The organism is Microcoleus sp. N9_B4 (assembly GCF_036701635.1).
Lineage (GTDB): Bacteria > Cyanobacteriota > Cyanobacteriia > Cyanobacteriales > Microcoleaceae > Microcoleus.
The window spans coordinates 1-22,235 of record NZ_JAUBRC010000044.1 but is presented as its reverse complement, the minus strand read 5'-3'; the positions used below and the strand labels follow the sequence as shown (position 1 = coordinate 22,235).

General features: G+C 45.9%; 15 protein-coding genes. 6 read left to right on the top strand and 9 right to left on the bottom strand.

Going from position 1 to position 22,235, the window contains the following annotated elements:
- Positions 1–305 precede the first annotated feature (305 nt).
- On the bottom strand, positions 306–1,589 hold the full coding sequence (locus tag QUA43_RS24255) for a PilT/PilU family type 4a pilus ATPase (protein ID WP_333377125.1): 1,284 nt from the start codon (positions 1,587–1,589) through the stop codon (positions 306–308).
- Between the two features lie 281 nt (positions 1,590–1,870).
- Here QUA43_RS24255 and QUA43_RS24250 point away from each other — a divergent pair, with 281 nt between their 5' ends.
- Entirely contained in the window at positions 1,871–3,040 is a 1,170-nt protein-coding gene (locus QUA43_RS24250; protein WP_333377123.1) for a DUF58 domain-containing protein, read from the top strand.
- Between the two features lie 217 nt (positions 3,041–3,257).
- Positions 3,258–3,713: a TerB family tellurite resistance protein gene (locus QUA43_RS24245; RefSeq protein ID WP_333224981.1), complete on the top strand. Its 456-nt coding sequence runs from the start codon at positions 3,258–3,260 to the stop codon at positions 3,711–3,713.
- A gap of 27 nt (positions 3,714–3,740) precedes the next feature.
- Here the strand turns inward: QUA43_RS24245 and QUA43_RS24240 are convergent, their stop codons facing one another.
- The 4 genes from QUA43_RS24240 to minC all read right to left on the bottom strand — a co-directional run bounded on the left by QUA43_RS24240 (position 3,741) and on the right by minC (position 6,898).
- Positions 3,741–4,226 carry a zinc-dependent metalloprotease family protein gene (locus QUA43_RS24240; protein ID WP_333377122.1) on the bottom strand — a complete coding sequence of 162 codons (486 nt, stop codon included), beginning with the start codon at positions 4,224–4,226 and terminating at the stop codon, positions 3,741–3,743.
- Positions 4,227–4,508: 282 nt separating this feature from the next.
- Entirely contained in the window at positions 4,509–4,880 is a 372-nt protein-coding gene (gene minE / locus QUA43_RS24235) for a cell division topological specificity factor MinE (protein WP_333377120.1), read from the bottom strand.
- 202 nt (positions 4,881–5,082) lie between these two features.
- Positions 5,083–5,889, bottom strand: a complete 807-nt coding sequence (gene minD, locus QUA43_RS24230; protein WP_333377119.1) for a septum site-determining protein MinD — start codon at positions 5,887–5,889, stop codon at positions 5,083–5,085.
- Between the two features lie 199 nt (positions 5,890–6,088).
- A complete protein-coding gene (gene minC / locus QUA43_RS24225) occupies positions 6,089–6,898 on the bottom strand; it encodes a septum site-determining protein MinC (RefSeq protein WP_333377117.1) in 810 nt (269 codons plus the stop codon).
- Between the two features lie 157 nt (positions 6,899–7,055).
- On the opposite strand from minC, the gene QUA43_RS24220 reads away from it, so the two are divergent.
- From QUA43_RS24220 to QUA43_RS24210, 3 genes are all read left to right on the top strand, one after another.
- On the top strand, positions 7,056–7,985 hold the full coding sequence (locus QUA43_RS24220; protein ID WP_333377116.1) for an ADP-ribosylglycohydrolase family protein: 930 nt from the start codon (positions 7,056–7,058) through the stop codon (positions 7,983–7,985).
- Between the two features lie 294 nt (positions 7,986–8,279).
- Positions 8,280–8,516 (top strand): hypothetical protein, encoded by a 237-nt coding sequence (locus QUA43_RS24215; RefSeq protein ID WP_333377114.1) that lies wholly within the window; start codon positions 8,280–8,282, stop codon positions 8,514–8,516.
- 305 nt (positions 8,517–8,821) lie between these two features.
- Positions 8,822–10,552, top strand: coding sequence for an NAD(P)H-quinone oxidoreductase subunit 4 (locus QUA43_RS24210; protein ID WP_333377112.1), 1,731 nt, complete (start codon positions 8,822–8,824; stop codon positions 10,550–10,552).
- A 67-nt stretch (positions 10,553–10,619) separates the two neighbouring features.
- Here the strand turns inward: QUA43_RS24210 and QUA43_RS24205 are convergent, their stop codons facing one another.
- The 4 genes from QUA43_RS24205 to QUA43_RS24190 all read right to left on the bottom strand — a co-directional run bounded on the left by QUA43_RS24205 (position 10,620) and on the right by QUA43_RS24190 (position 20,331).
- Positions 10,620–12,263 (bottom strand): NB-ARC domain-containing protein, encoded by a 1,644-nt coding sequence (locus tag QUA43_RS24205; RefSeq protein WP_333377110.1) that lies wholly within the window; start codon positions 12,261–12,263, stop codon positions 10,620–10,622.
- Between the two features lie 434 nt (positions 12,264–12,697).
- A complete protein-coding gene (locus QUA43_RS24200; protein WP_333377109.1) occupies positions 12,698–14,662 on the bottom strand; it encodes an ABC transporter ATP-binding protein/permease in 1,965 nt (654 codons plus the stop codon).
- 211 nt (positions 14,663–14,873) lie between these two features.
- The gene (locus QUA43_RS24195; RefSeq protein ID WP_333377107.1) at positions 14,874–15,731 is read right to left on the bottom strand and encodes a DUF1361 domain-containing protein; all 858 of its coding nucleotides are present in this window, start codon (positions 15,729–15,731) and stop codon (positions 14,874–14,876) included.
- 322 nt (positions 15,732–16,053) lie between these two features.
- Positions 16,054–20,331 carry a PAS domain S-box protein gene (locus QUA43_RS24190; protein ID WP_333377105.1) on the bottom strand — a complete coding sequence of 1,426 codons (4,278 nt, stop codon included), beginning with the start codon at positions 20,329–20,331 and terminating at the stop codon, positions 16,054–16,056.
- Positions 20,332–20,790: 459 nt separating this feature from the next.
- Here QUA43_RS24190 and QUA43_RS24185 point away from each other — a divergent pair, with 459 nt between their 5' ends.
- Positions 20,791–22,158 (top strand): TldD/PmbA family protein, encoded by a 1,368-nt coding sequence (locus QUA43_RS24185; RefSeq protein ID WP_333377102.1) that lies wholly within the window; start codon positions 20,791–20,793, stop codon positions 22,156–22,158.
- Positions 22,159–22,235 lie beyond the last annotated feature (77 nt).

Below are 22,235 nucleotides of genomic sequence, written 5' to 3'. Positions count from 1 at the left end.
ACTATAAACTTAAATTGCTGACTGTTGGCAATACTCAGAACAGATCTTTACTATTTCTTTGTAATTTCCTGCGAGTTTTTACGCAATTTTAAAGTTAATGTAAAGTAGGATCGGTGTTTAAAAAACTTAACAATATACTTGACATTGATAATAGCATTTTATTACTTAATAAAAATGTATTTGTTGCTACTAAATAATCTAAAAAATTTAAGTAATATTACGCATAATATTTGTTGCGTCGGCTGAAAAGATTGCTACTTGATGGGTGGGGTAGTGCTGTGCCTACCCCTGTATGTGTGCTGCTACTAGGCGCGAACGGTGCGTTCTTTTTTGCTACCTTCAAAGCCGCGAGCGTCCCCAACATCATAGCCTCCTGTCCGCAAGCGGCGGTCTAAATCGCTGGGTTCGGGAGAAGTTTTTGCTGCTTCTTCGATCGTCACTCTGCCTTCAAGCACCAGTTTGTAAAGACCCTGGTTGATAATCTGCATTCCTTCGTAAGTATCATGTTCCATTAATCGGAAAGCTTCATCATCATCACCTTTCATCAAGTAATCGTGCATGGCAGGTGTATTCACCAAAATATCGTGAACTGCTACCCGACGGTTGTCAACTGTTGGCAGCAAAAGTTGGGCAATTACTGCTACTAAAGAATCGCAAATTTGAATCCGCATCGCCTGTTGTTCCTCGGGTGGGTAGAGGTTCAACAACCGATTAATAGCGTTAATGGCGCTGCGAGTGTGGAGAGTTCCCAATACTAAGTGACCAGTTTGAGCTGCTTGCAACGCTGTATTGATGGTAACTCGATCGCGCATTTCCCCGATGAGAATTACATCGGGATCTTCCCGCAAAACTGCGCGCAAAGCCTGCTGAAACTCGTGGGTATGCAAGCCGACTTCCCGCTGGCTGACCAAGCATTTTTTAGAGGGGTGAATGAATTCGATCGGGTCTTCAATTGTAACTACGTGCTTTTGCTCCATCTGGTTGAGGTGGTCGATCATCGCAGCTACGGTTGTCGATTTCCCCGAACCGGTAGGCCCCGTAACCAATATTAATCCCTGCGATCGCAAAATGATATTTTTGAGAACTTCTGGCAACCTCAAGGAATCGATAGTAGGTATTTCCAAACTAATCAACCGCAATACTATGGCACCGCCGCTGAGGGAATCAAAACAGTTTAGCCGACACCGCACGAAGCCAGGGTAAAAAATTGCTGAGTCTAATTCCTTGGTAGTTGCAAACTGTTTTCGCTGTTCGGGGGTGAGAATTTCGGCTAGGTAATTTTCAAAAATTTCTGGGGTTACTTTGGGGTGGTTAGTTGCTACTTGCATCACACCCCGAATCCGAAATCGAGGTAGTTGGCCGACTCGAATGTGAATGTCAGAAGCTCCTGCGCTATGGGCATCTCTGACCATTTGTTCGATCGTACTGACGGGTGTCTCAACAGGCCGCTGCTGCTGGGCTGCGGGGGGCGCACTCGGCGCGGGTGGAGGCGGCGCGGGAGTTGCAGCCAAGGGCGGCGGCGGCGGCGGTGTTCGTCGGCGGGCTTGAGCCTCTGGTTGAACGGGTGTAGGATTGTTTAATGGGTTCATTTTTTGGTCTCCAGTCAGTCTATTTTAGATTTTAGATTTTAGATTTTAGATTTACTCCACAGATTAATCTGGGAGCAGGAACTAGAGTCTAAAATTTGGGTATCGACCCTGACTGAGTGTCGGGGGCTTGTATCCGTTTTTGGGCGGGTCAATGTAGATTTATTGCGAAAAAATGCCCGATTTCTAATCTAATCGCTCGCAGCTAATTCGGTGTTAAATGCTGAGAATATTTTACAATTAGGCTTGATGGGGCGATCGAGTAATTAACAATTTTAACTCCTATGAACATCGGTCACAAAATTGCCGACTGGCTCGAAAATCGCGCTGTTACCCCCGCCTACGCAGGTTGGCTGCTCTTGGGGATGACGGTTTTCTTTTTTGGGTCGGCGACTAATACAATGTCTGGATGGCTGTACGTACTCAGCGGTGGGGGTTTGGCGCTGTTGGGAGTAGCGGCAGTTTTGCCGGGAAAATCGCTCCGTTCCTTGGAAGTCCGTCGCCGCCCGATCGAACCGGTGAGTGCGGGCGATCAAATCACCGTTGAACTAGAAATCGAAAATCGCGCCCGCGAACCTAAGACTCTGTTGCAAGTGGTAGACATCTTGCCGTTTGTATTGGGAGAACCGATCGTCCGCCCGATCGAAGTCATAGAGCCTAACAGTATATACAGGGATACATACTATCTGGAAGTCCGGCAGCGCGGCGTCTATCGGTGGCAAGAGGTAAACTTGAGGACGGCGGCACCTTTAGGGTTGTTTTGGTGCCGACGCAGCCGCCCAGTCAAAGCGGTGGCGGTTGTGTATCCACAAGTTTTGCCGTTGAGCACTTGTCCTTTGATCGATCGCATCGGTCAAGAAGACAGCCCGCAATTTTACAATCGCAGTCGATCGCAAACTGCCACCGAAGGCCTCACCCGCAACCTGAGACCTTACCGCCACGGAGACCCCACCCGCCTGATTCACTGGCGCACCAGCGCCCGCTACGGAGAACTGCGGGTGAGAGAGTTAGAAGTTGCAGCCGGCGGTCAAGAAATTATTATTGCTCTCGACAGCGCTGCGACGTGGCAGCCAGAAGAATTTGAACGAGCCGTGACAGTTGCTGCGTCTCTTTACTTCTATGCTAGCAAGCGTCTGTTAAACGTCAAACTTTGGACGGCCGGGACTGGACTCGTATCGGGGAACCGGGTAGTTTTGGAAACTTTAGCGGCGGTTAATGCTGGGGAAGATGCGATCGATAATCGGTCGAAACTGCCGATAATTTGGCTGACTCAAAACTCTGCAAGTTTAAGCACTCTTTCCCTAGGCAGCCGCTGGGTACTTTGGCCGAGTGCCACTGCTGAAACAGGCGAAAAAATGTTAGTCAAACATGAGTTACCCGGTTTAGAAATTCGCTCCGATCGACCCTTAGAACTTCAGTTACAAGATCCTCTGGAAAGAGCGATTAATTATTAAGTAAGATAGACCACGAAAAAACCTGTGAAAGAGCGATTAGTTATGAAGATTGACTTGATTAATCTAAAACCTCAACAACCATGATACACTACAGGAGTGTAATTGATCAAGTTAAGGGTCTTACGGGTCTGGCAATTGCTTGGCAAGTTAAGAGCAGCTTAGATTACTAGGACTCCGGTCATAAACATCATATCTCATTCACCAAACAGGAGAAAAAATGACTTTCTGGGAGAAATTAAAGCAGAACGTATCACAAATCAATGATTCTCTGCAAACCAATATTTCCAAGTTTAAAAATAATGATTTTGCTGATGCCTCAATGGCAATATGTGCATTGATTGCGGCTGCTGATGGCACTATCAATACCGAGGAAAGACAAAAAACGGCGGCTCTAATAATTTCCAATGAAACACTCCAAATTTTTCCGGCGTCGGAGTTAAAGCAAAAATTTGATTTTTATTGTGAGAAGCTCTCACAAGACTTCGATTTTGGTAAAATTGAGGCTATCCAAGCGATAGGGAAACTTAATAAAAAACTAGACCAAGGTCGTGCCGTCATCCAAATTGGCATTATTATCGGTGGTGCGGATGGTAATTTTGACAAAGATGAAAAGAAGGTTGTCAAAGAAGCTTGCCATGCTGTAGGCATTAATCCTGGGGAATTCGACCTCTAAATTCAGCTATTTCCTGGTTCGGACCAATCAATTATTCAAGGCTTTATATCTGCGAATAGCATTGTTCATTGAGTTTATTTGCTCTGCATGAAATGAGGGAGGCATTAAGCTATGAACAGTATGAACGAGTCCATTGTGCATGACATCGGTCGGAAGTGCAGAATGATCGAGTCCTAGTGTATGTCCTATTTCATGGGCAATGGTATTTGCAATTAAGTTAGATAGTTGATTGAGACTAAGGCTCGCATTGTAAGAAGCATAGAATACTTGATCAATCCGAATAATCGCCCGATCTGTAACCATTCCCGATTTGAAGCTAGCCACGCCGAGATAGTCAACCGGCTGGCTATCAACGAATATATAAACATGGGTAAAATCTTCGCCCCACTCTTTGCGATCGGGGGGATCGGAGGTCAAAAATACCTTGACGCTTCTAAATGCGCCGTAGAGTTTGGAGAAAGCGTCCATCAGTAAGGAAAAGATCGCTTCTTTATTTTCGGGTGCGACATCCATTCCTGATACCATCGACTTGTAGCGTCGATGGTATCAGGAATGGATTCCCAACTCTTGAGCGGCTTCGATTTTCTTCATGCCATTTAACTCGATCGCTGGGATGACCTGATGAAGGAGGTATAAATGTACAGTTTGGGCCCAAAAGTCGGCGCGATCGCTCTGCAAAACTGGCAACTAACGGTAGTCTATTTTCTAACCGACGAAAGCGGTTGCTATAGTTTAATTTAAATGCCGATCGGCTCGAATCGAACTCTTTGCCTGACAATAAAATCTCAATCCCTATCACTCTCTAGTTTCAGGGAGAATTTCGACTACATACTCCGGTACATATTCTGGTCGATTTTCGGGCAAATTCGCGGGCAAATTCTGGGGCAAATTCTCCGGTGGATGTTCGAGCCTGACGCGCCGGATCGGGAGATTTGCAATTAGTGCTGTGGCCCGCTGGTCGCTCTCCAGCGAGAACTCAGACCCGGTGGTATCGATTTCCACGTAGCGAGACACCACCTCTAGAATTTCTCGGCGCATCGACTCAACCATTTCTGGGCTGAGTTCTGAGCGATCGTGGGCTAGAACCAGTTTGAGGCGCCGTTTTACCTCGTCGCGGCTGTTGTCAGGGGTGCGCGGGAAAAGTCGTTCGAGAAGTGTGTGTATCATGGGTCAGGCTGATTTGTCAAGGGTTAGGCATAGAAAACGTTATACGATTTTCGATTTTCGATTGGGGAATCACTCATTCCCTAATGGTTTGAAGTTGACCTACAGTTTCATTCTTTTTGGGAACTGGTGTCACTGGGGGAAAATTTGGGCTAGTTTTTGTGATGAAGTTGCTGCTGTTAAAGATCGATCGCCAATCAGCACATCACATAATTTTAGTATTTAAGAACTTGCGGAGGCGAGTAAAGAAGTTTTCCCGATGGGGATTGAGATCTAGAAAATCAACTTTTTCGCCTTCTAAGCGGCGGGCAATATTGTCGAAGGCAGTTCCAGCTAAAGAGGCCGTTTCCGACAATACTAATGGTTCGCCTCGGTTGGTGGAAACGATGACGCGCTCGTCGTCGGGAACCACGCCTAACAGCGGAATGGCGAGGATTTCCCGCACGTCTTGCACCGACATCATATCATTTGCCAGCACCATTGCGGGTCTGATCCGGTTGACGATTAGGTTGATTTTCTTGACGTTGTTGGCTTCCAACAGGCCGATGACTCGATCGGCATCGCGGACAGCAGCGATTTCGGGAGTGGTGACAATTATCCCTTCTTGAGCCGGGGCGATCGCATTTTGAAAACCTTGTTCAATTCCAGCAGGAGAGTCGATCAAAATATAGTCGTATTTTGCTCCCAACATCCCCACAAGCTGCTTCATTTGCTCAGCGCTGATGGCATCTTTCATCCGAGTTTGGGCAGCCGGCAACAGCACCAAGCGCGGCTGCCGCTTATCTTTCACCAAAGCTTGCTCTAATCGGCACTCTCCAGCGAGAACTTCTAATGCCGTGTAAACAATGCGATTTTCTAAGCCCAGCAGCAAGTCTAAATTTCTGAGACCGAAATCGGCATCAATTACGGCAACGTTCCGCCCCCGCTTAGCTAAAGCCATGCCGAGATTGGCTGTGGAGGTGGTTTTTCCTACCCCGCCTTTCCCTGATGTAACAACAATAATGCGAGCCATAAGTGATTTTTAGATTAGTTATTGGTAATTGGTAATTGGTAATTGCTAGTTGCTAATTGGTAATTGCTAGTTGCTAATTGGTAATTGGTAATTGGTAATTGCTAATTGCTAATTACTAACAACTGTCAACCGTCAACTGCCAACCGTCAACTGTCAACTGTCAACTGCCAACTGTCAACTGTCAACTGTCAACTGTCAACTAACCATTACCCCCGACTAACTGCGATTTGTCAAAATCAGAGGCTCTACCGATCCGAATCCCTTGAGGCGTCACATAGGCGACTTCCGGGAAAAACTGAGCGGGTGAGGTTTCTGGGCCTCTGGCAACATACTTAGCAATCCTAATCACCATCGGTTCCATCTGCAAGGTCATAATCACGCTTTTGGTGTTGCCACCGGCACCGGCGTGCACGACTCCCCGCAAACGGCCCCAAACTAGGATATCGCCTCCCGCGATGACTGAGCCGCCAGGATTTACGTCTCCCAAAAGTACGACGGTGCCAGGATGGCGAATTTCTACGCCCGATCGCACTGTCATCTGCAAATATAAAGGTTCCGCCAGCGATTGCGGTTTTTCGGCAGTGGCTTTATTCAGGGAAGAAACCGGAGGCTGCTGTTCTACACAATAGCCTGCTGTAGCTGCGGCAACGGCGGTTTGGCGGCGACTGGTGTGGACTCGTTTGAGTTGCAGTTCCACTTCGGAGAGGGCATCGGCGATTTCTTGTAGTTGGCGGATATCTAAAAGTCGATCGTTCCCCATCAATTGTACTTCTGCATTTGGCTGCCAAAAGCGTTCTCCTGCGTTCAGCCTGACTTTTAGCTGCTGCCAAAGTTCAGTCCAAGTCGAGGCCGTGGCTGTTGGTAATTCACTGGTGTTAGTTTCTGAGGGGAGTAGCAGTAGTAGCTGTCCATCTTCTGTTTTAAGGCGGACTTGCATATCAAGGCTGACTTCGGGTGTCGCTTGAGGGGCCGGTTCCGCAGCGGCTCCGGGGAAAACATCGGGTGTCATGGACAGGTCTGAGTTCGGGTATGGACAGGTTAACATCAATATTAGCTCGATTGTTGACGGTTCACTGTTGACTGTGGACTGTTCACGGTTCACTGTTCACTATTGTTATTTGTTACCAATTCCCAATTCCCAATTCCCAATTCCCAATTCCCATTTTATGCAGCAAATAGAACGTTATCGCGGCAGTCTCCTAGGTCTAGCAGTTGGTGATGCTCTCGGAACAACTTTAGAGTTCTGTCCCCCAGGAACTTTTACACCTATTACCGATATGATTGGCGGTGGCCCGTTTCGACTGCAACCGGGCGAGTGGACTGATGATACTTCGATGGCGCTTTGTTTGGCTGAAAGTTTGATTGACAAACAAGGTTTCGATCCAATCCATCAGTTAGAAACTTATTTGCGGTGGTGGCGAGAGGGACATTTGAGCAGTACGGGTGGATGTTTTGATATTGGCAATACGGTGCAGCAAGCACTTTGGAAGTTTGAAGATACAAGAAAACCTTACTGCGGTTTTACCGATGCTCAGACTGCTGGCAACGGTTCGATTATGCGCTTGGCTCCCGTGCCTTTGTTTTATGCTACAAATCCTTTAGAAGTAATAGAAAAATCGGGAGAAAGTTCGAGAACTACTCACGGTGCTGCTACTTGTGTGGATGCTTGCCGCTATTTTGGTAATTTAATTGCGGGGGCTGTGAATGGAGTTGCTAAAGATGTCTTGCTTTCGGAAAGATATTGTCCGATTTCTGGATATTGGGCAGCAAATCCGCTGGTAGCAGAGATTGATGAGATTGCGGCGGGTTCTTTTAAATTGCGACAACCTCCTGAAATTAAAGGTACGGGTTATGTCGTCAAATCTTTGGAGGCGGCACTTTGGGCGTTTTACAATAGTTCTTCTTTTGCTGAAGGCTGTTTGTTGGCTGTGAATTTGGGCGACGATGCGGATACAACTGGTGCGGTTTACGGACAGTTGGCGGGGGCTTTTTACGGAGAATCTGGTATACCGGAAAAATGGATCTCGCAATTAGTCGATCGCACTTTAATTGCATCTTTTGGCGATCGGCTTTTGACTTGCTCTAGATCGCTCTGAATACTTATATCATTTTTCAACCTTCTTTGTTTTTACAATAACTAGCAAATTGAGTTAACATAGATAAATTGGCGTTGCTTAATCAGGGTATGAAAAAAATCAATTGAAAATCCCGAAGTTTTGTGAATACTGGTTTCTATGACTTGCATATTTAGCCTTTCATACCCTAAATCAGCAACGCCAAAAATCCATGAAGGCTGAGGCAATCCCCGTTGAATTGGGAAGCCCACACCCTATCTGTACTCAGATGGGTGTTGGTTGGGTAGTTCACATTCAGCCAATGAGCAGGGGCGGGTGTGGATTCCACAACTGGAACTATATCTGGGGATTTGGTCGGGGGAAAGGTTGGGACAAACCATGAGCTGGCTGCGCTGGTGGGATAATTTAGGTAATTTGTTGCTGTGGAGTTCAGAACAAGCTGACCAGGAAAGCCAAAGGGCTGACCAGGAAAGCCAAAGGGCTGACCAGGAAAGCCAAAGGGCTCAACGATTGGCGGCTAAGTTGCGCGAATTGGGAGTTGATCCAGATTGAAAGCTGATTGAAAGCTAATTTGCGATCGCCCTGAATACACAGGACTTACCCAACTATCTACCAGAATAGGCGCAACCACAGGCAGATTGCGCCTACAAAACGCTATATTTTGCTGTTCGTAAGTCCTGAATCGAAAATCACAAATCAAAAATCGAAAATCAAAAATCAATTGACGTGTGTAGCAATTCGTGATAATGTTCTCCGCATTTCTCGATATATAAAAAAATTTTATGAATAAATCTTAAGTTTTAATTAAATTTAGTATTATAATTTTGATAACTTCCCACTAAGTATTTATTCTCACTATGATAGCGGATCAATTTCCTTGGCTGACCGCAATTGTCATCCTACCCCTGCTAGCTTCCCTCGCCATCCCTTTTTTGCCGGATACAGACGGCAAAACCATTCGCTGGTATGCCCTAGGCGTAGGCATTGCAGATTTTGTATTAATGTGCTGGGTGTTTTGGACTCATTACGATCCGAGTATCTCTAGTTTCCAAATCGTAGAACAATATTCCTGGATACCTTCTTTAGGCCTCAACTGGTCTGTTTCTGTTGACGGACTGTCAGTTCCGTTGGTACTGTTGGCGGGATTGGTGACGACACTATCAATCTTTGCAGCCTGGGAAGTCGATCGCAAGCCACGACTCTTCTACTTCCTAATGCTGGTGATGTACTCCGCACAAATAGGAGTGTTCGTCGCCCAAGACATCATGCTGCTGTTCATTGTCTGGGAACTAGAACTAATTCCGGTGTACCTCCTCATCTCGATTTGGGGCGGACAAAACCGTCGCTACGCAGCTACCAAATTCTTGATTTACACCGCAGGCGCTTCCATCTTTATTTTGATAGCTGCCTTAGCAATGGCATTCTACGGCGGAGGCACCCCCACCTTCGACATGGTAGAACTAGGCTTGAAGGACTACCCACTGGGTTTAGAATTATTCCTTTATGCGGGATTGCTGATTGCCTTCGGCGTGAAATTGGCGATTTTCCCCTTCCACACTTGGCTACCTGATGCCCACGGTGAAGCATCTTCTCCTGTATCGATGATTCTGGCCGGCGTATTGCTGAAAATGGGCGGATACGGACTGATTCGCCTGAATTTGGAACTTCTTCCCCAAGCACACGTTTACTTTGCACCGATTATGGCGGTGCTCGGCGTGGTCAATATTATCTACGGCGCGCTGAATTCCTTCGGCCAAACGAACATGAAGCGCCGCCTAGCGAATTCGTCTATTTCTCACATGGGATTCGTGTTGTTGGGTATTGCTTCCTTCACGGATTTGGGAATCAACGGGGCGCTGTTGCAAATGATTTCCCACGGTTTAATCGCCTCAGTATTGTTTTTCCTGGCTGGCGTTACTTACGATCGCACCCATACAATGATTATGGACGAGATGGGCGAGATTGGAAAAGTCATGCCGAAAGTGTTTGCCTTGTTTACCGCAGGCGCGATGGCATCTTTGGCACTCCCCGGAATGAGCGGTTTTGCTAGCGAACTCTCAGTGTTTGTGGGCGTCGCAACTAGCGATATGTACAGTGGTTCTTTCCGCGCGGTGACAGTGTTCCTGGCTGCCGTAGGATTGATTTTGACGCCGATTTATTTGCTCTCGATGTTGCGACAGTTATTTTACAACTGTGGGACACTAGCGGCTTGCGATCTTGAGGATCTCAATTTGCAGAATCAGAGAAACAATCTGGATGAAGCGGTTTGTTTTGGTAATAGTTGCGTTTTGCCTGGTGAGGCACCGTTTATTGATGCTAAACCTCGCGAAGTGGCGATCGCATTTTGCTTTTTGATACCGATTGTCGGCATTGGTTTTTATCCCAACATGGCGATGCAAGTCTACGATGCCAAGACTGTCGCAGTCAACGCAGAAGTCCGCCAATCTTACATCCAAATTGCTCAACAAAATCCTCGGATTTATGCGAATCAACTTTTGGTTCCCAAAATTGCCCAAGCTCAAAAATCGCCTGCTTTGGACAAAATTACAGGGTCTGAATCTGCATCGGTTTTTGGCATTGTCAAATAATTTTATCGAACTCTGTTTGTGTTGAAAATTGGGCGATCGCTTTTGTCAAAGGGCGATCGCTTTTTTCTTATCGCTGAATTTCTGAAATAATCTGCGCCAGATTCTCCCTAGCATATCCCACCTCAAGGCTCGATTTATCCTCCAGATCAGAGGCAACTTTCTTCAAGATATTTAGAGGTTCTTCAGAGCCTGTCGTCTTCAAAAACAACACTTGCAACCGATGTTTAACTAATTCTAAAATAGAGTGAGTTCTATCCTCTTTAGCCCCTTTTCCTTTAGCAATACTGATGCTCAAGCTGTGAGTTTTCAACAGCCGCATCCTTTCTCTTCCTTGCGTCTTAACTGTCTCCAAAACCTCGGCTCGAATCTGATCGACTAATCGGTCGGTCACATATTGCACGATCAAAGGCTGAAGCATAAAAACCGTTTCGCCACCCTCACTGATTTTGTCAATTAGCGAGCGACGACCCAGAGAATCGAGATTTTTTAGCAAATCTGACAGCGATGAATTGACCAACATCTGCTCTCGTAAAGTCGCCAGGGAAATCGGACTTTGAGCAATAGCCATCCAGTAGGCAATATCTTGTTCGGAACTCGACATTCGATCGAACTGCTGCGCCAGCAAATTGCTGATATGTTCTTCAATAAATAACGCTGTTGCTTCCAAAAACTTTAAAACATTTCCCTCAAAAAACTCGTTAATTGTGGTAGCTACAATCTTTAGTGCTAACAGATTGCCTCCGTACCGGGATAACAATATTTCCAACTCTTGATCTTGGGGCGACAAACCTTTTTCTTGGAAAATTTCCCGCGCTATTTCCTCGGAAATAGCAGGTTTTAAAGACCGCACTTTTTCTCCCGCCAGCAAAGCCAGTTCCGTAGGTTCTTCGGAACTAACGAGCATTAAACAGCTATTGTGATTGACCTCACAGAGCCGCACAATTAAATCTTGATATCCTTCGTAGCCTTCGCGGTAGTGTCCCGCTAATTCTTCGGGTCTGAGAACCGCTTCAAAATCGTCTAAAATTACCAGACAGCGGTGTTTTCGCAGATACTCGACCAAGCGCGAAATTTTGCTGTTGAGGTCGATCCTCTTAGATGGCTCCGCTAACGGCACATCGGGTTTTTGTTGATTAGAAAAAAGTTGAATTAAGCTTCCTAGGAAGTCGGATGGTGCGGGTGTCGATCGCAGCGATCGCCAAATCACAAAATCAAACTCATTCTGTACCTGTTTTGCCAACTGTACCGACAGAGTTGTTTTGCCGCTACCAGCCAAACCCAGCAGCGCTACCAGGCGACAATTATCTGATACAATCCACTGCTTTAAAGTAGTTAATTCTTCAGTCCGTCCGTAAAAAACCGAAACATCCGGTGCTTGGCCCCAATCTTCCTGTCGGTGTCCAATCGCCATTTTCAAGAGAGAGCCTTTACCTCCACTAAAATCGCTCGTTGCCTGATCGGTGTGGTATGAAAACAGCAACTGATGCCTCAATTCCGACAGCTTTCCAGGGCCGTTCCCCCCGATCTGAAACTTTTTGTAAACTTCGCCGAGTCTTTTGCGAACGGCGATGTCGCTAATGCCAAGCTTGGTTGCGATGGTAGCCGTAGATTGACCGTCTAGAGCCATAAACACAGTTTCTAACTCGGCATCTGTGACACCGCGCTGTTTGGCGATCGTTTGCACAAAGTTTTGAGGAATCGGAGTAGTCAAGGTAGGAATCTCGCCTATACTAAAAAAATCTATCTTCTATTATATTGTGTGAGTTCTCGCGGGCGAAAAATTAAATCGAATCCGCCAAAGTTCAGCTTGCTTTTTGTTTTTGCAGTTTTAGATATTTATACCCAATTATCGATCATGATATCAGTTTAAACCAAGAATGCAACTGTAGACCCGCGATCCAAACCAATACACAATCAGTCATTACTAATTTTTCAATTCTTGAATTCTTTAATCTAAAAGGGTATGAGGAACCGGGAATCGATCGGCATTAATTGTTGCTGTGTTTCTACCCGTAGAACCTATTGTCGGGTGGGTGGAGGCGCGGCGATTAATCTGTCGAACCAAGCGATACATTTCCAACCGCGCCACCACTCACCGCCAACCAACAACCGGGTAAATTCACAATTCTTGAAAGCAGCGCTGTATCAGCCAAAATTTGTTGCACTAGCGCGGTATTCTTGGGCCGAAAGCAGCCGCCAACTCCCATCGCCCAGAAGTTCCAAAACCTGCTGGTGATATTTCACTAAACTCAATCGGTGGCCCACACTCACAAACGTAGTTTTAGTGGCTTGCAACTGCTCGTATAAATGTTGCTCGTTCTTCAAATCCAAAGCACTTGTCGCCTCATCCAAAATAGTGTATCTCGGTTCCGTCAATAACAATCTAGCAAAACCTAAACGTTGCTGTTCTCCCAGCGACAAAATCTCACCCCAATCTAAATCCGCTTCAAAACCGCCCAATCTGTCCGGCAAATCTGCTAAGTTTACTGATGCCAAAACGCGGCGCAATTTTTCCTCATTAACCTCGCTGCTGCTGTTGGGATAGAGAAGTTGCGATCGCAAACTACCCAAAATCATATAAGGACGCTGCGGCAAAAACAGCATTTCCTCCAATTCCGGCCGCGCCAAACGGCCGGTTCCCGATTCCCACAAGCCCGCAATTGCCCGCAGCAAAGAACTCTTCCCAGCACCGCTTTGACCGACAATTAACAGTCCTTCACCGGGCGACACGGCTACCGACAAATCCCTAATCAAAGTCTTTTGATGCTGCGGAGTATCTAAAGTAACGTGTTCCAGTGTCAATTGCGAACTTATAACTGTATCGATTGTTCTGAAGTCTAGTTGAACAGCACTTTTTTTATCTCTTAAAGACTCATTAAACGTGGCTAAACGATTAATTCCCGCTGCAAATAAACTCAAGCTTTCAATCCTATATACAACCAAAGAAAAGGCTTCTGAAACCTGACGAAAAGCAAATTCAGCTTGAGTAATATCGCCGTATCTAATCTCACCTGCAAAGTAGATAGAAGCCAGGAATAAAGAGGGAATAATATAAGTTGCATATCTATAGCCAACTCTAAAATATCCCAGATTCCGCTGCCAACCAATTAGTAAATGAAAATTCCGAACTGCTTCTAAAAATCGGTGTTTAACCTGAACAGATTCCTGTGCTTCTCCTCGGTAAAAAGCAATTAATTCTGCATTGTCCCGAATATGAACCAATCCATAGCGAAAGTTAGCCTCTTTGGATAGCTGATTGAAGTTCAAAAATATCAACCTTTTGCCAAAAAATACCATAACTGTCGTGCCAAAGACAGCATAAATAATTAGTCCGATCGAAAGACCTTTGGAAATAGACCATAGAATGCCTGTAAAAGAAATAATATCAATCACTGCCCCCAATATCAGCAGCAAAAACTCTAAACTTGTGCTAGTGAAAGATTTGATATCTTCAGCAATCCGCTGGTCGGGATTGTCGATTTCCTTCTGAGAATTGATTTCGTAATAAGCGCGGTTTTGAAAATAACTACTCAGAAAACTCTCAGTCATCCACTCTCGCCAGTACAATCCCAGTTTATCTTGGGTATAGCCGTAAATAACAACTATCGGGGTACCGATAATAAAAACTCCAGCATAAACCCACATAAACCGCCAAAAAGTAATCTGATCTTTTTCAGCCAGTGCTGTCGTGAAAAAATTACTAATATAGCTAATGACTACGTTAATTCCGCTAACAGACAGTGACAAAAGTAGCAGCAGAGCTAACATTACCCACTGCTTCCAGCGCGGTATCAACTTGCTTCTGAAAAAGACAAAAGCAGCCAGCGGGAGGATTAGCATTAAACCAACGATCGCAATTTTCGGTGAGTAGATAATTCCTTTGATCAAAGTAGCTAAACCAGCCGCAACCCCGTTAAAAGCCTCTGGAAATAAGACTTGAGTACCCAAACATACAGCGCTGACGAACACAAACATCGCAGCGAAGAGAAATATCAACAACAGCGCTACTAATCCTAAAAAGATTCTGCCACCCCCAGGCTCTAAAGGATAAAAGTAAGGTTGAGCGATCGCAATAAATCTCTGCCACAACTGACGGTCAAATCGATTCATCTTTGCTGTTTACAAAACTACTTTGACTGTTCTAACATATCAAGTCTGGTGACAAACTGCAGCAGTAATTTATTTCGGAGTTTCGCGAAAAATTTTGTCTTACCCACAGACAAAAACTTGTTTTCCGACTTAAGTGGTGGAGACAAAAAAAGTTGGGAGGTTAGTTCAAGTTCTTAGATTCATCTGTGGAGTCAATTCTTGAATCTCAAATCTAAAATCTCAAATCGATGGCATCAGAAGAAGTAGCGCTTTCGCCGGATAACTCCGACTGGGATTGGCTGCTGTAAAATCGCTGGCTAATTCCTAAAATTACTTGTTTCATTAGCCAATACAAAACAGCAATTACTACAAAAGTGACAGCCATTACTAAAACCGGACGCTTGCCTATCAAATCGTTCATTACTGTGTTAACCAGCGCATCGGGGTTAGTCAGAATGTCCCAAGTGTTGAAGCGGATAAATCGCCCTAAATAAATGCCGATCGCCGAAAGTGCGTGTATAGTTATCTCCGTTGCCAGGATAAATCTACTCAAACCCTGTTGCTTCAAATAGTAACCCAAATTCATCACCGACAGCACGTAAGCCCCAAAACCAGCCAGCATAAACGCCAGATACTGCGGGATCAAAGCTAGAGTCACAATCCACACCGAGTTCCCCTCTTTAATCTGGCGGATCAGGTGAATGATATCAGTTAAAACGTAGGGCGCATTGGGTAAAAATGCGATAAACCAGAAAAAACCGCCCCACCACCGGAGAGAGCGAACTCCGCGCTGCCGCAGTACCCAGATGTCTACAGCCATCAGTGCCAGCGTAATCGCGATCGCCCCCAAAACGTAAGTTTTGCCCACATCTTGCACAATGTGCTTCAGATAGTTCAAAACATGGCGCGTACTGGGCAAAAAAGTAGCGCCCAGGAGAAAGGCCGTACCCCACAGCAGCCAGCGCGATCGAGGTTTGCGGAACAGCCAAAAACTCAGGCCCAGCGGTACTAAAGCCAAAAACAAATTCCAAGACATCCAGCGGACATTATGTGCCATTGCTTGCAGCGCTTCCAGGATTAATCCCATCATGTCAATTTTTATACAATTAAAGGTTTGATGCAGCACCGCTTCGTTAGCAGCTTCCGTCTATTTTAGTCCTTAACTTGTAGGGTGAGTCAGCCTCTGGCTCCGGGCGCTGCGCCTGAAAATCAGGATCTGCTGACGCACCCTACCACTGCGGAGTCATATCAAATCCGTTAGCATCGGAATAGTAAATTCGAGTTCACTGTTGACTGTTGACTGTTGACTGTCAACATCATAAGAAGTGTAACCGGAAATGATATCAATCTAAAATCTAAAATCTAAAATCTAAAATCTAAAATCTAAAATCTAAAATCGACTGACGCCCCTACTATTTATACACTTTGTCGATCGGAATCTCAATCTTAAAAGTTGTTCCGCATCCTATGGAAGAAATACATTCAATCTTGCCCTTGTGCTTTTCCACCACAATCGAGTGCGCGATAGACATTCCCAACCCCGTACCTTTACCCACAGCTTTTGTAGTAAAAAACGGGTTAAAAATTTGATCGACTATCCCCTCGGGAATGCCCGTACCGTTGTCCGAAATTTCTACCCTCACAGTGTTCTGGGGGGTGACACCAGTGGAAATAGTAATGCAGCCACTCTTTGTATCTGCTTCCCGAACGGATAACTTTTGATATTGTTCTTCAATAGCATCAATTGCATTAGCAATAATATTCATAAACACCTGATTCAGTTGGCTGGCATAGCACTCCACCAGCGGCACTTTTCCGAACTCCTTAATTACTTCAATTTCCGGGCGGCTGTCGTGACTCTTCAAGCGGTGCTGCAAAATTAACAAAGTGCTTTCAATCCCCGCGTGAATATCGACCGGCTTCATTGCGGATTCGTCCAACCGGGAGAAATTTCTGAGGGACAACACAATTTGCCGGATGCGATCGGTTCCTACCTGCATCGAGCCCATAACTTTTCTTAAATCCTCAGCCATGAAGTCCAAATCAATCTCTTGAATGCGATCGACAATTTTTGAATTAGGATCGGGATACTCCTGTTCGTAAAGAGTTACCAGATCGAGCAACTGTTTTGTATACTGGTTGAGATAATCAATATTAGCGTGAATGAAGTTAACGGGATTATTAATTTCATGAGCTATCCCAGCCACTAATTGCCCCAAGGAAGACATTTTTTCTGTTTGAATAAGCTGAGTTTGAGTAGATCGCAATGACCGCAGCGCTGACTCTAAGTCTCTAGCTTTTTCTCTTTCTCGTCCCTCGCTTTGCCGCAGTGCTTCCTCTGCTTGCTTGCGAGTCGTAATATCCTGGGAAACTCCAATTATTACCTTAGCCTGACCGTCCTCATTCCTACTAAAAATAGTATCGCGACTTTGGAGCCACAACAATTGACCGTCGGCTGCCCGTACCCGGTACTCAATTTCCCTAGTTTCGCCATCTTCAATTCCTGCAAAGCTGGCGTGATGTTTCACAATTTTAGGCAAATCTTCGGGGTGTATTAACTGAGGCATGAGTGACGAATCCATCGCTGTAATGTCGTCGAGGGTATAGCCCAAAAGTGCGAGCAGTGAAGTATTAGCGTAGATATTTCGCTGTTCTTCCAAGTCGTAGAGATACAAAATACCGGGAGTAGCTGATGCTACTTTTTGAATAAACTGCTGGCTTTCTTGCAAAGCTAATTCAGCTTGTTTGCGATCGGTAACATCAACGGTGATGCCGTCCCAAAGAATATCGCCATTTTCTTTAGCTTCAGGACGCGAATTTGTCTGAAACCAGCGAACCTTGCCCGAAGGCAGCACCAGCCGTCCTTCCCACTGCCAAGGCTGCAAAGTTTGGGCTGAAATAGCAATAGATTCGTCATGATTTTGGCAGTCTTCGGGATGAATCAAATCTGTGACCAAAGCCGCATTTTTAAGAACATCTTCTGGTTCTAATTCAAAAAGTTCTCGGCAAGCAGCACTTATGTAAGGAAAACTGAAAGAGCCATCTGGACACAACAAAAATTGATAAATGATTCCCGGCAAATTAGCAGACAGCTTATGGAATCTTGCCTCGCTTTCCCGTAGTGCTTCCTCTGCTTGTTTGCGCTCCGTAATGTCAGTAATTGAACCAACCATGCGGACTGCTTTTCCAGATGCGTCCCACAAAGCTTGTCCCCGACTCAATATCCATTTGTAGGCGCTGTTATAGCACCACAAGCGGTATTCGGTGATGTAATGCGGCGTTTTTCTCTCCAAGTGTTCTTGAAGGAGTTGCTGAGAAATCGCTAAATCATCTGGATGTAAACTCCTATTCCATTTGTTATTGTAATCGCTAATGTCACTATCTTCGTAACCAGTGATTTCCTTAAAGCGCTCGGAGACAAAAAGTTTTTGTGTTTGTAAGTTCCAGTCCCAAATGCCATCGTTGTTGCCTTTGAGTGCTAACTGCCAGCGTTCTTCAGTTTGCATCAATTGAGCAGTTCTCTGTTTAACTCTATTTTCTAGTTCTTGATTGAGTTGTTTGAGACTTTCTTCGGCTTGTTTGCGTTCGATCGCAATTCCTGCTAAACTTATGATTGCCTCTATCAATTGCAGCTCAAAAAACTGGGGCTGGCGCGATTGGGAATAGTACATTCCAAAAGTTCCCAAAACTTGACCCTGAGATGAGAAAATAGGAGTAGACAAGCAAGCTCTCAGTCCAAAACTCAAGGCTAAATCTCGAAAATTTTTCCACAAAGGATCGCTGGCAATATCTGTAACTATCACCTGTTGGCGACTAAAGGCAGCAGTGCCGCAGGAACCGACATCCGGGCCGATGGCTATGCCATGAATAGCAGCATTGTAACTGTCCGGCAAACTGGGCGCGGCTCCGTGCAGTAAATGTTTGCCATCTGGAGCGAGAAGCAATATCGAACCGATGATATCTCTAGATTGCTGTTCGATAATTTCAACTAAAGTATTTAAAGTATCGCCAAGAGGATCGCCCTTAGCAATCATTTCTAAAATTTGTTTTTGACCGGTCAACCAATTTTCAGCTTGCTTGCGCTCCGTAATGTCGCGGGCTACCCACAGAGCCGTGTTTTCTTTCATTGGCGAAATTGTAGCGGCAAACCACTTTTGTACGCTAGCAATTTCCAGGTTATATTCAAAAGTACAGGTTTGATTTGTAGCGAGGGCGGTGCGAATTTGCTCCCGAAAAAATTCTCCCTTTTCTGGGTCGAATAAATCGTTAATTTTTTTACCGACAAATTCTGCCGTCGGCTTGTACAATAATTGGGGATTGGTCGGGGCAACTTTCAGGAACCGTCCCTCAATATCGAGTTCAAAAATTACATCGTTCATGGCAGCGAACAAAGTCCGCAGTTCTGCTTCTGAAGCTTGCAGGGCGATTTCAGCTTGTTTGCGATCGCTAATATCCGTCCCGATACCAAGCAGTCCTGCTAAATTTCCCTTCGCATCTAGTAAAGGTTTATTTGTCCAGGCTATCCACACCCTTTCTCCATTGCTGCGGATGTTTTCATTTTCGTTTTGGAAGAATTTTTCTGGCTGTGCCAAACAGTCTCGAATCATTGCCGCGAGGTCACTTTCTGATAAATGTGTTTTCGGTATAATTGTGCCGATCGCACTTTTGCCGATGATTTCTGCTTCTGAATACCCGAAAAAAGTTTCAGCAAACTCGTTAAAAAAAGTAATCTTACCTTCACTGTCTAACTGCACAATCATGCTGTTAGCATTCTCAACTAATTGCCGGTACTTAACTTCGCTCGATCGCAGTTTCGCACGGCCGTACACCCAGCTAAAAACTGCGGCCCCGCTCAAAAGTGCCAGCAACTCGCCTCCAAAGATCAGCCACCCCCGAAACGGCGAACTCGCAGGCCATCCTCCCGTCGGAATTGCTGCCAACTGCCAGGAACCATTGGGCAAAGTCACTTCCAGCAGCACGGGATTGTTCTGAAAAATTGACCCGTCACCGAAAAACACTGGGCCGGATGCTCCCGAACCGTCTTTGCCCCGCAGAGCGTATTGCAGCTTCGCTGAGGAGTCGTTGAGTCCTGCTTCCTCAATCAGGGAATTTTTGTCGATGATCAGACCTGTCAAGCCCCAGTAAACTCCTGTTTCGGGCTCGGCACCGGAGGGTGTGAGAAAAATTGGCGATCGGCTGATGAACGTCTCGTCCCCCGCCAATAATTTCACGGGCCCGGCAAGCAAAGTTTTTCTGGTGTTGATGACCTCTTCGACCATTTGCCGCTGTTCGGGTAGCGCCGTCAAGTCAACGCCGATCGCCCCTTCATTTCCATCCCGCGGATAAATATAAGCGACCGTTGTGCCTTTAACTAAAGTTATGGCGCGAATGCCCGGTTGCTGTGCCACCAGAATTCTTGCCGTCGCTGCAAACTCGGCTTCGGTGATGTTTGGGTTGTTGGAAAGGTAAGCCCCCAAACCCCGCATCAAAAACAGGCGGGAATTCAAAGAGCCTTCCAGCTTAGAACGGACTGTGCTGAGGCGATCGAGGGTGCTAGCGCGGTTGTAGTGAAAAAACCGCCGCTGTTCCGATCGGTCTAAAATGCCAACTCCGACCAAAATTGCTATTGATGCCGAAATAGCTGCTAAATACGGTGAAATTTGGAATTTTTTAATCTTAAAGTAATCCATCTGCCGGGGGTTAAGGTAGATATTTACGTCTTTAGATAGATTTAGTTTAGTTCCATTTCTATATGCAAATGCAAGGTTTTCGGCATACCGGGCTTTTCGCAAGCCGGCGCGAGTTTTTTTTGTTCTAGGACGCGCGCCGAACGTAAGCGATCTGTAAACCTCTAATCCTCAATTCTATGGACAAAGTTTTAAATCTCCAATCGAGTGACCGAAAGTAATGTGGTCATAAGCCCCCGGATTCATTCCTTCGCAGACTCAGGACGGGATCAATCTAAAATCTAAAATCTAAAATCTAAAATCTAAAATCGACTGACTCGCCCTCGATCGGGTAGGGCGCACCATGCTCCCGCACCACAGCGGTGGGGGAGCGCGCACCCGAAAGACGGAAGTTATTAGCTAAAATAGGGTTAGCAATAATTTTTTTCAGCGCTACGGCTAATCATTCATAGGGGCAATTTGATGCAAGAACAGTTGATGGAAGCGATCGCACCTTACCGCGATCGCGTAGATTATCTAGAAGTTCGCCTCGAACAAAGCGAGTCAACTGCGATTAGTTTTCGCGGGCCTCAGTTAGATGCTGTCAACCGCAGTTTTAGTCTCGCCGGCGGCATCCGCGCCTGTCACAAAGGTGGCTGGAGTTTTGTAACTTTTAACGGTTTAGATGAGTTAAAAGACCGCATTGAAGAAGCTGTAGTGCAGTCTCGTTTGGTTGGCAGCGAAAAAACTCTACTAGCAGATGTCACCCCGATTCAAGATTATGTAGCGGTGGAATTGGGCCGCGACCCGCGCTCTATTACTCTAGCCGAAAAGCGGAAATTGCTCGAATCTTACAATCAGTTGCTGTTAGATTATGACCCGCGAATTCAGACGACAATAGCCGGTTACAGCGACAGATTCGGGATTACTTATTTTGTGAATTCTCAAGGTACTTGCATCGCTCAAGAGCGCTTGGACGTGACCGGGCGTTTCGGGGCGATCGCCCGCGGGGACGGCGGTGTCGTCCGCCAAGGGTTTGAGTCGATTCACTCGCGATCGGATTACAATGTCTTGACAAATATTGAAGATCGTGTTAAAAGTGCGGCCGTTCGAGCTGTAAGCCAATTAGAGGCAAAATCGGTGAAAGGCGGTCAGTATCCGGTGATTTTAGACCCTTATTTGTCGGGGGTGTTTATTCACGAAGCTTTCGGGCATTTGTCGGAAGCAGACGGCATTTACGAAAACCCGAAAATGCAGGAATTATTGACTTTGGGCAAGCCTGTGGCGATCGAACAATTAAATGTAATAGACGACGCAACTGTGCCGGGATTGCCGGGAACTTTGAAATACGACGACGAAGGTGTGCCGGCTCAGTGCAAGCATTTAATTAAAAATGGAGTTTTAGCGGCTCGGATGCACAATCGCGAGACTGCGGGCAAAATGGGCGAAAGTCCGACAGGAAATGCCCGGGCTCTGAGTGCTACTTTTATGCCTTTGGTGCGGATGACTAATACTGCGATCGAGTCTGGCGAACATTCTTTTGACAAAATGGTTGCCGACATTGACGAAGGAGTTTATGCAGTGCGGATGTTGGGAGGACAAACCAACGGCGAAATGTTTACCTTTGCGGCGGCTCAAGGGTTCATGATTCGTGACGGCAAATTAGCCGAACCCGTGAGCGATGTCACTTTAAGCGGCAATGTATTTCAGACTTTAAAGGATATTGAGTCGATAGGAAACGACTCGGTTTATGCCTACGGCGGTTGCGGTAAAGGTGGCCAGAGCGGTTTGCCGGTAAGCGTCGGCGGCCCCCATTTGCGGATTAAAAATGTTGTAGTCGGAGGAAGGTAATCATTAGTCATTAGTCATTAGTTATTAGTCATTAGTCATTAGTCATTAGTCATTAGTCATTAGTCATTAGTCATTAG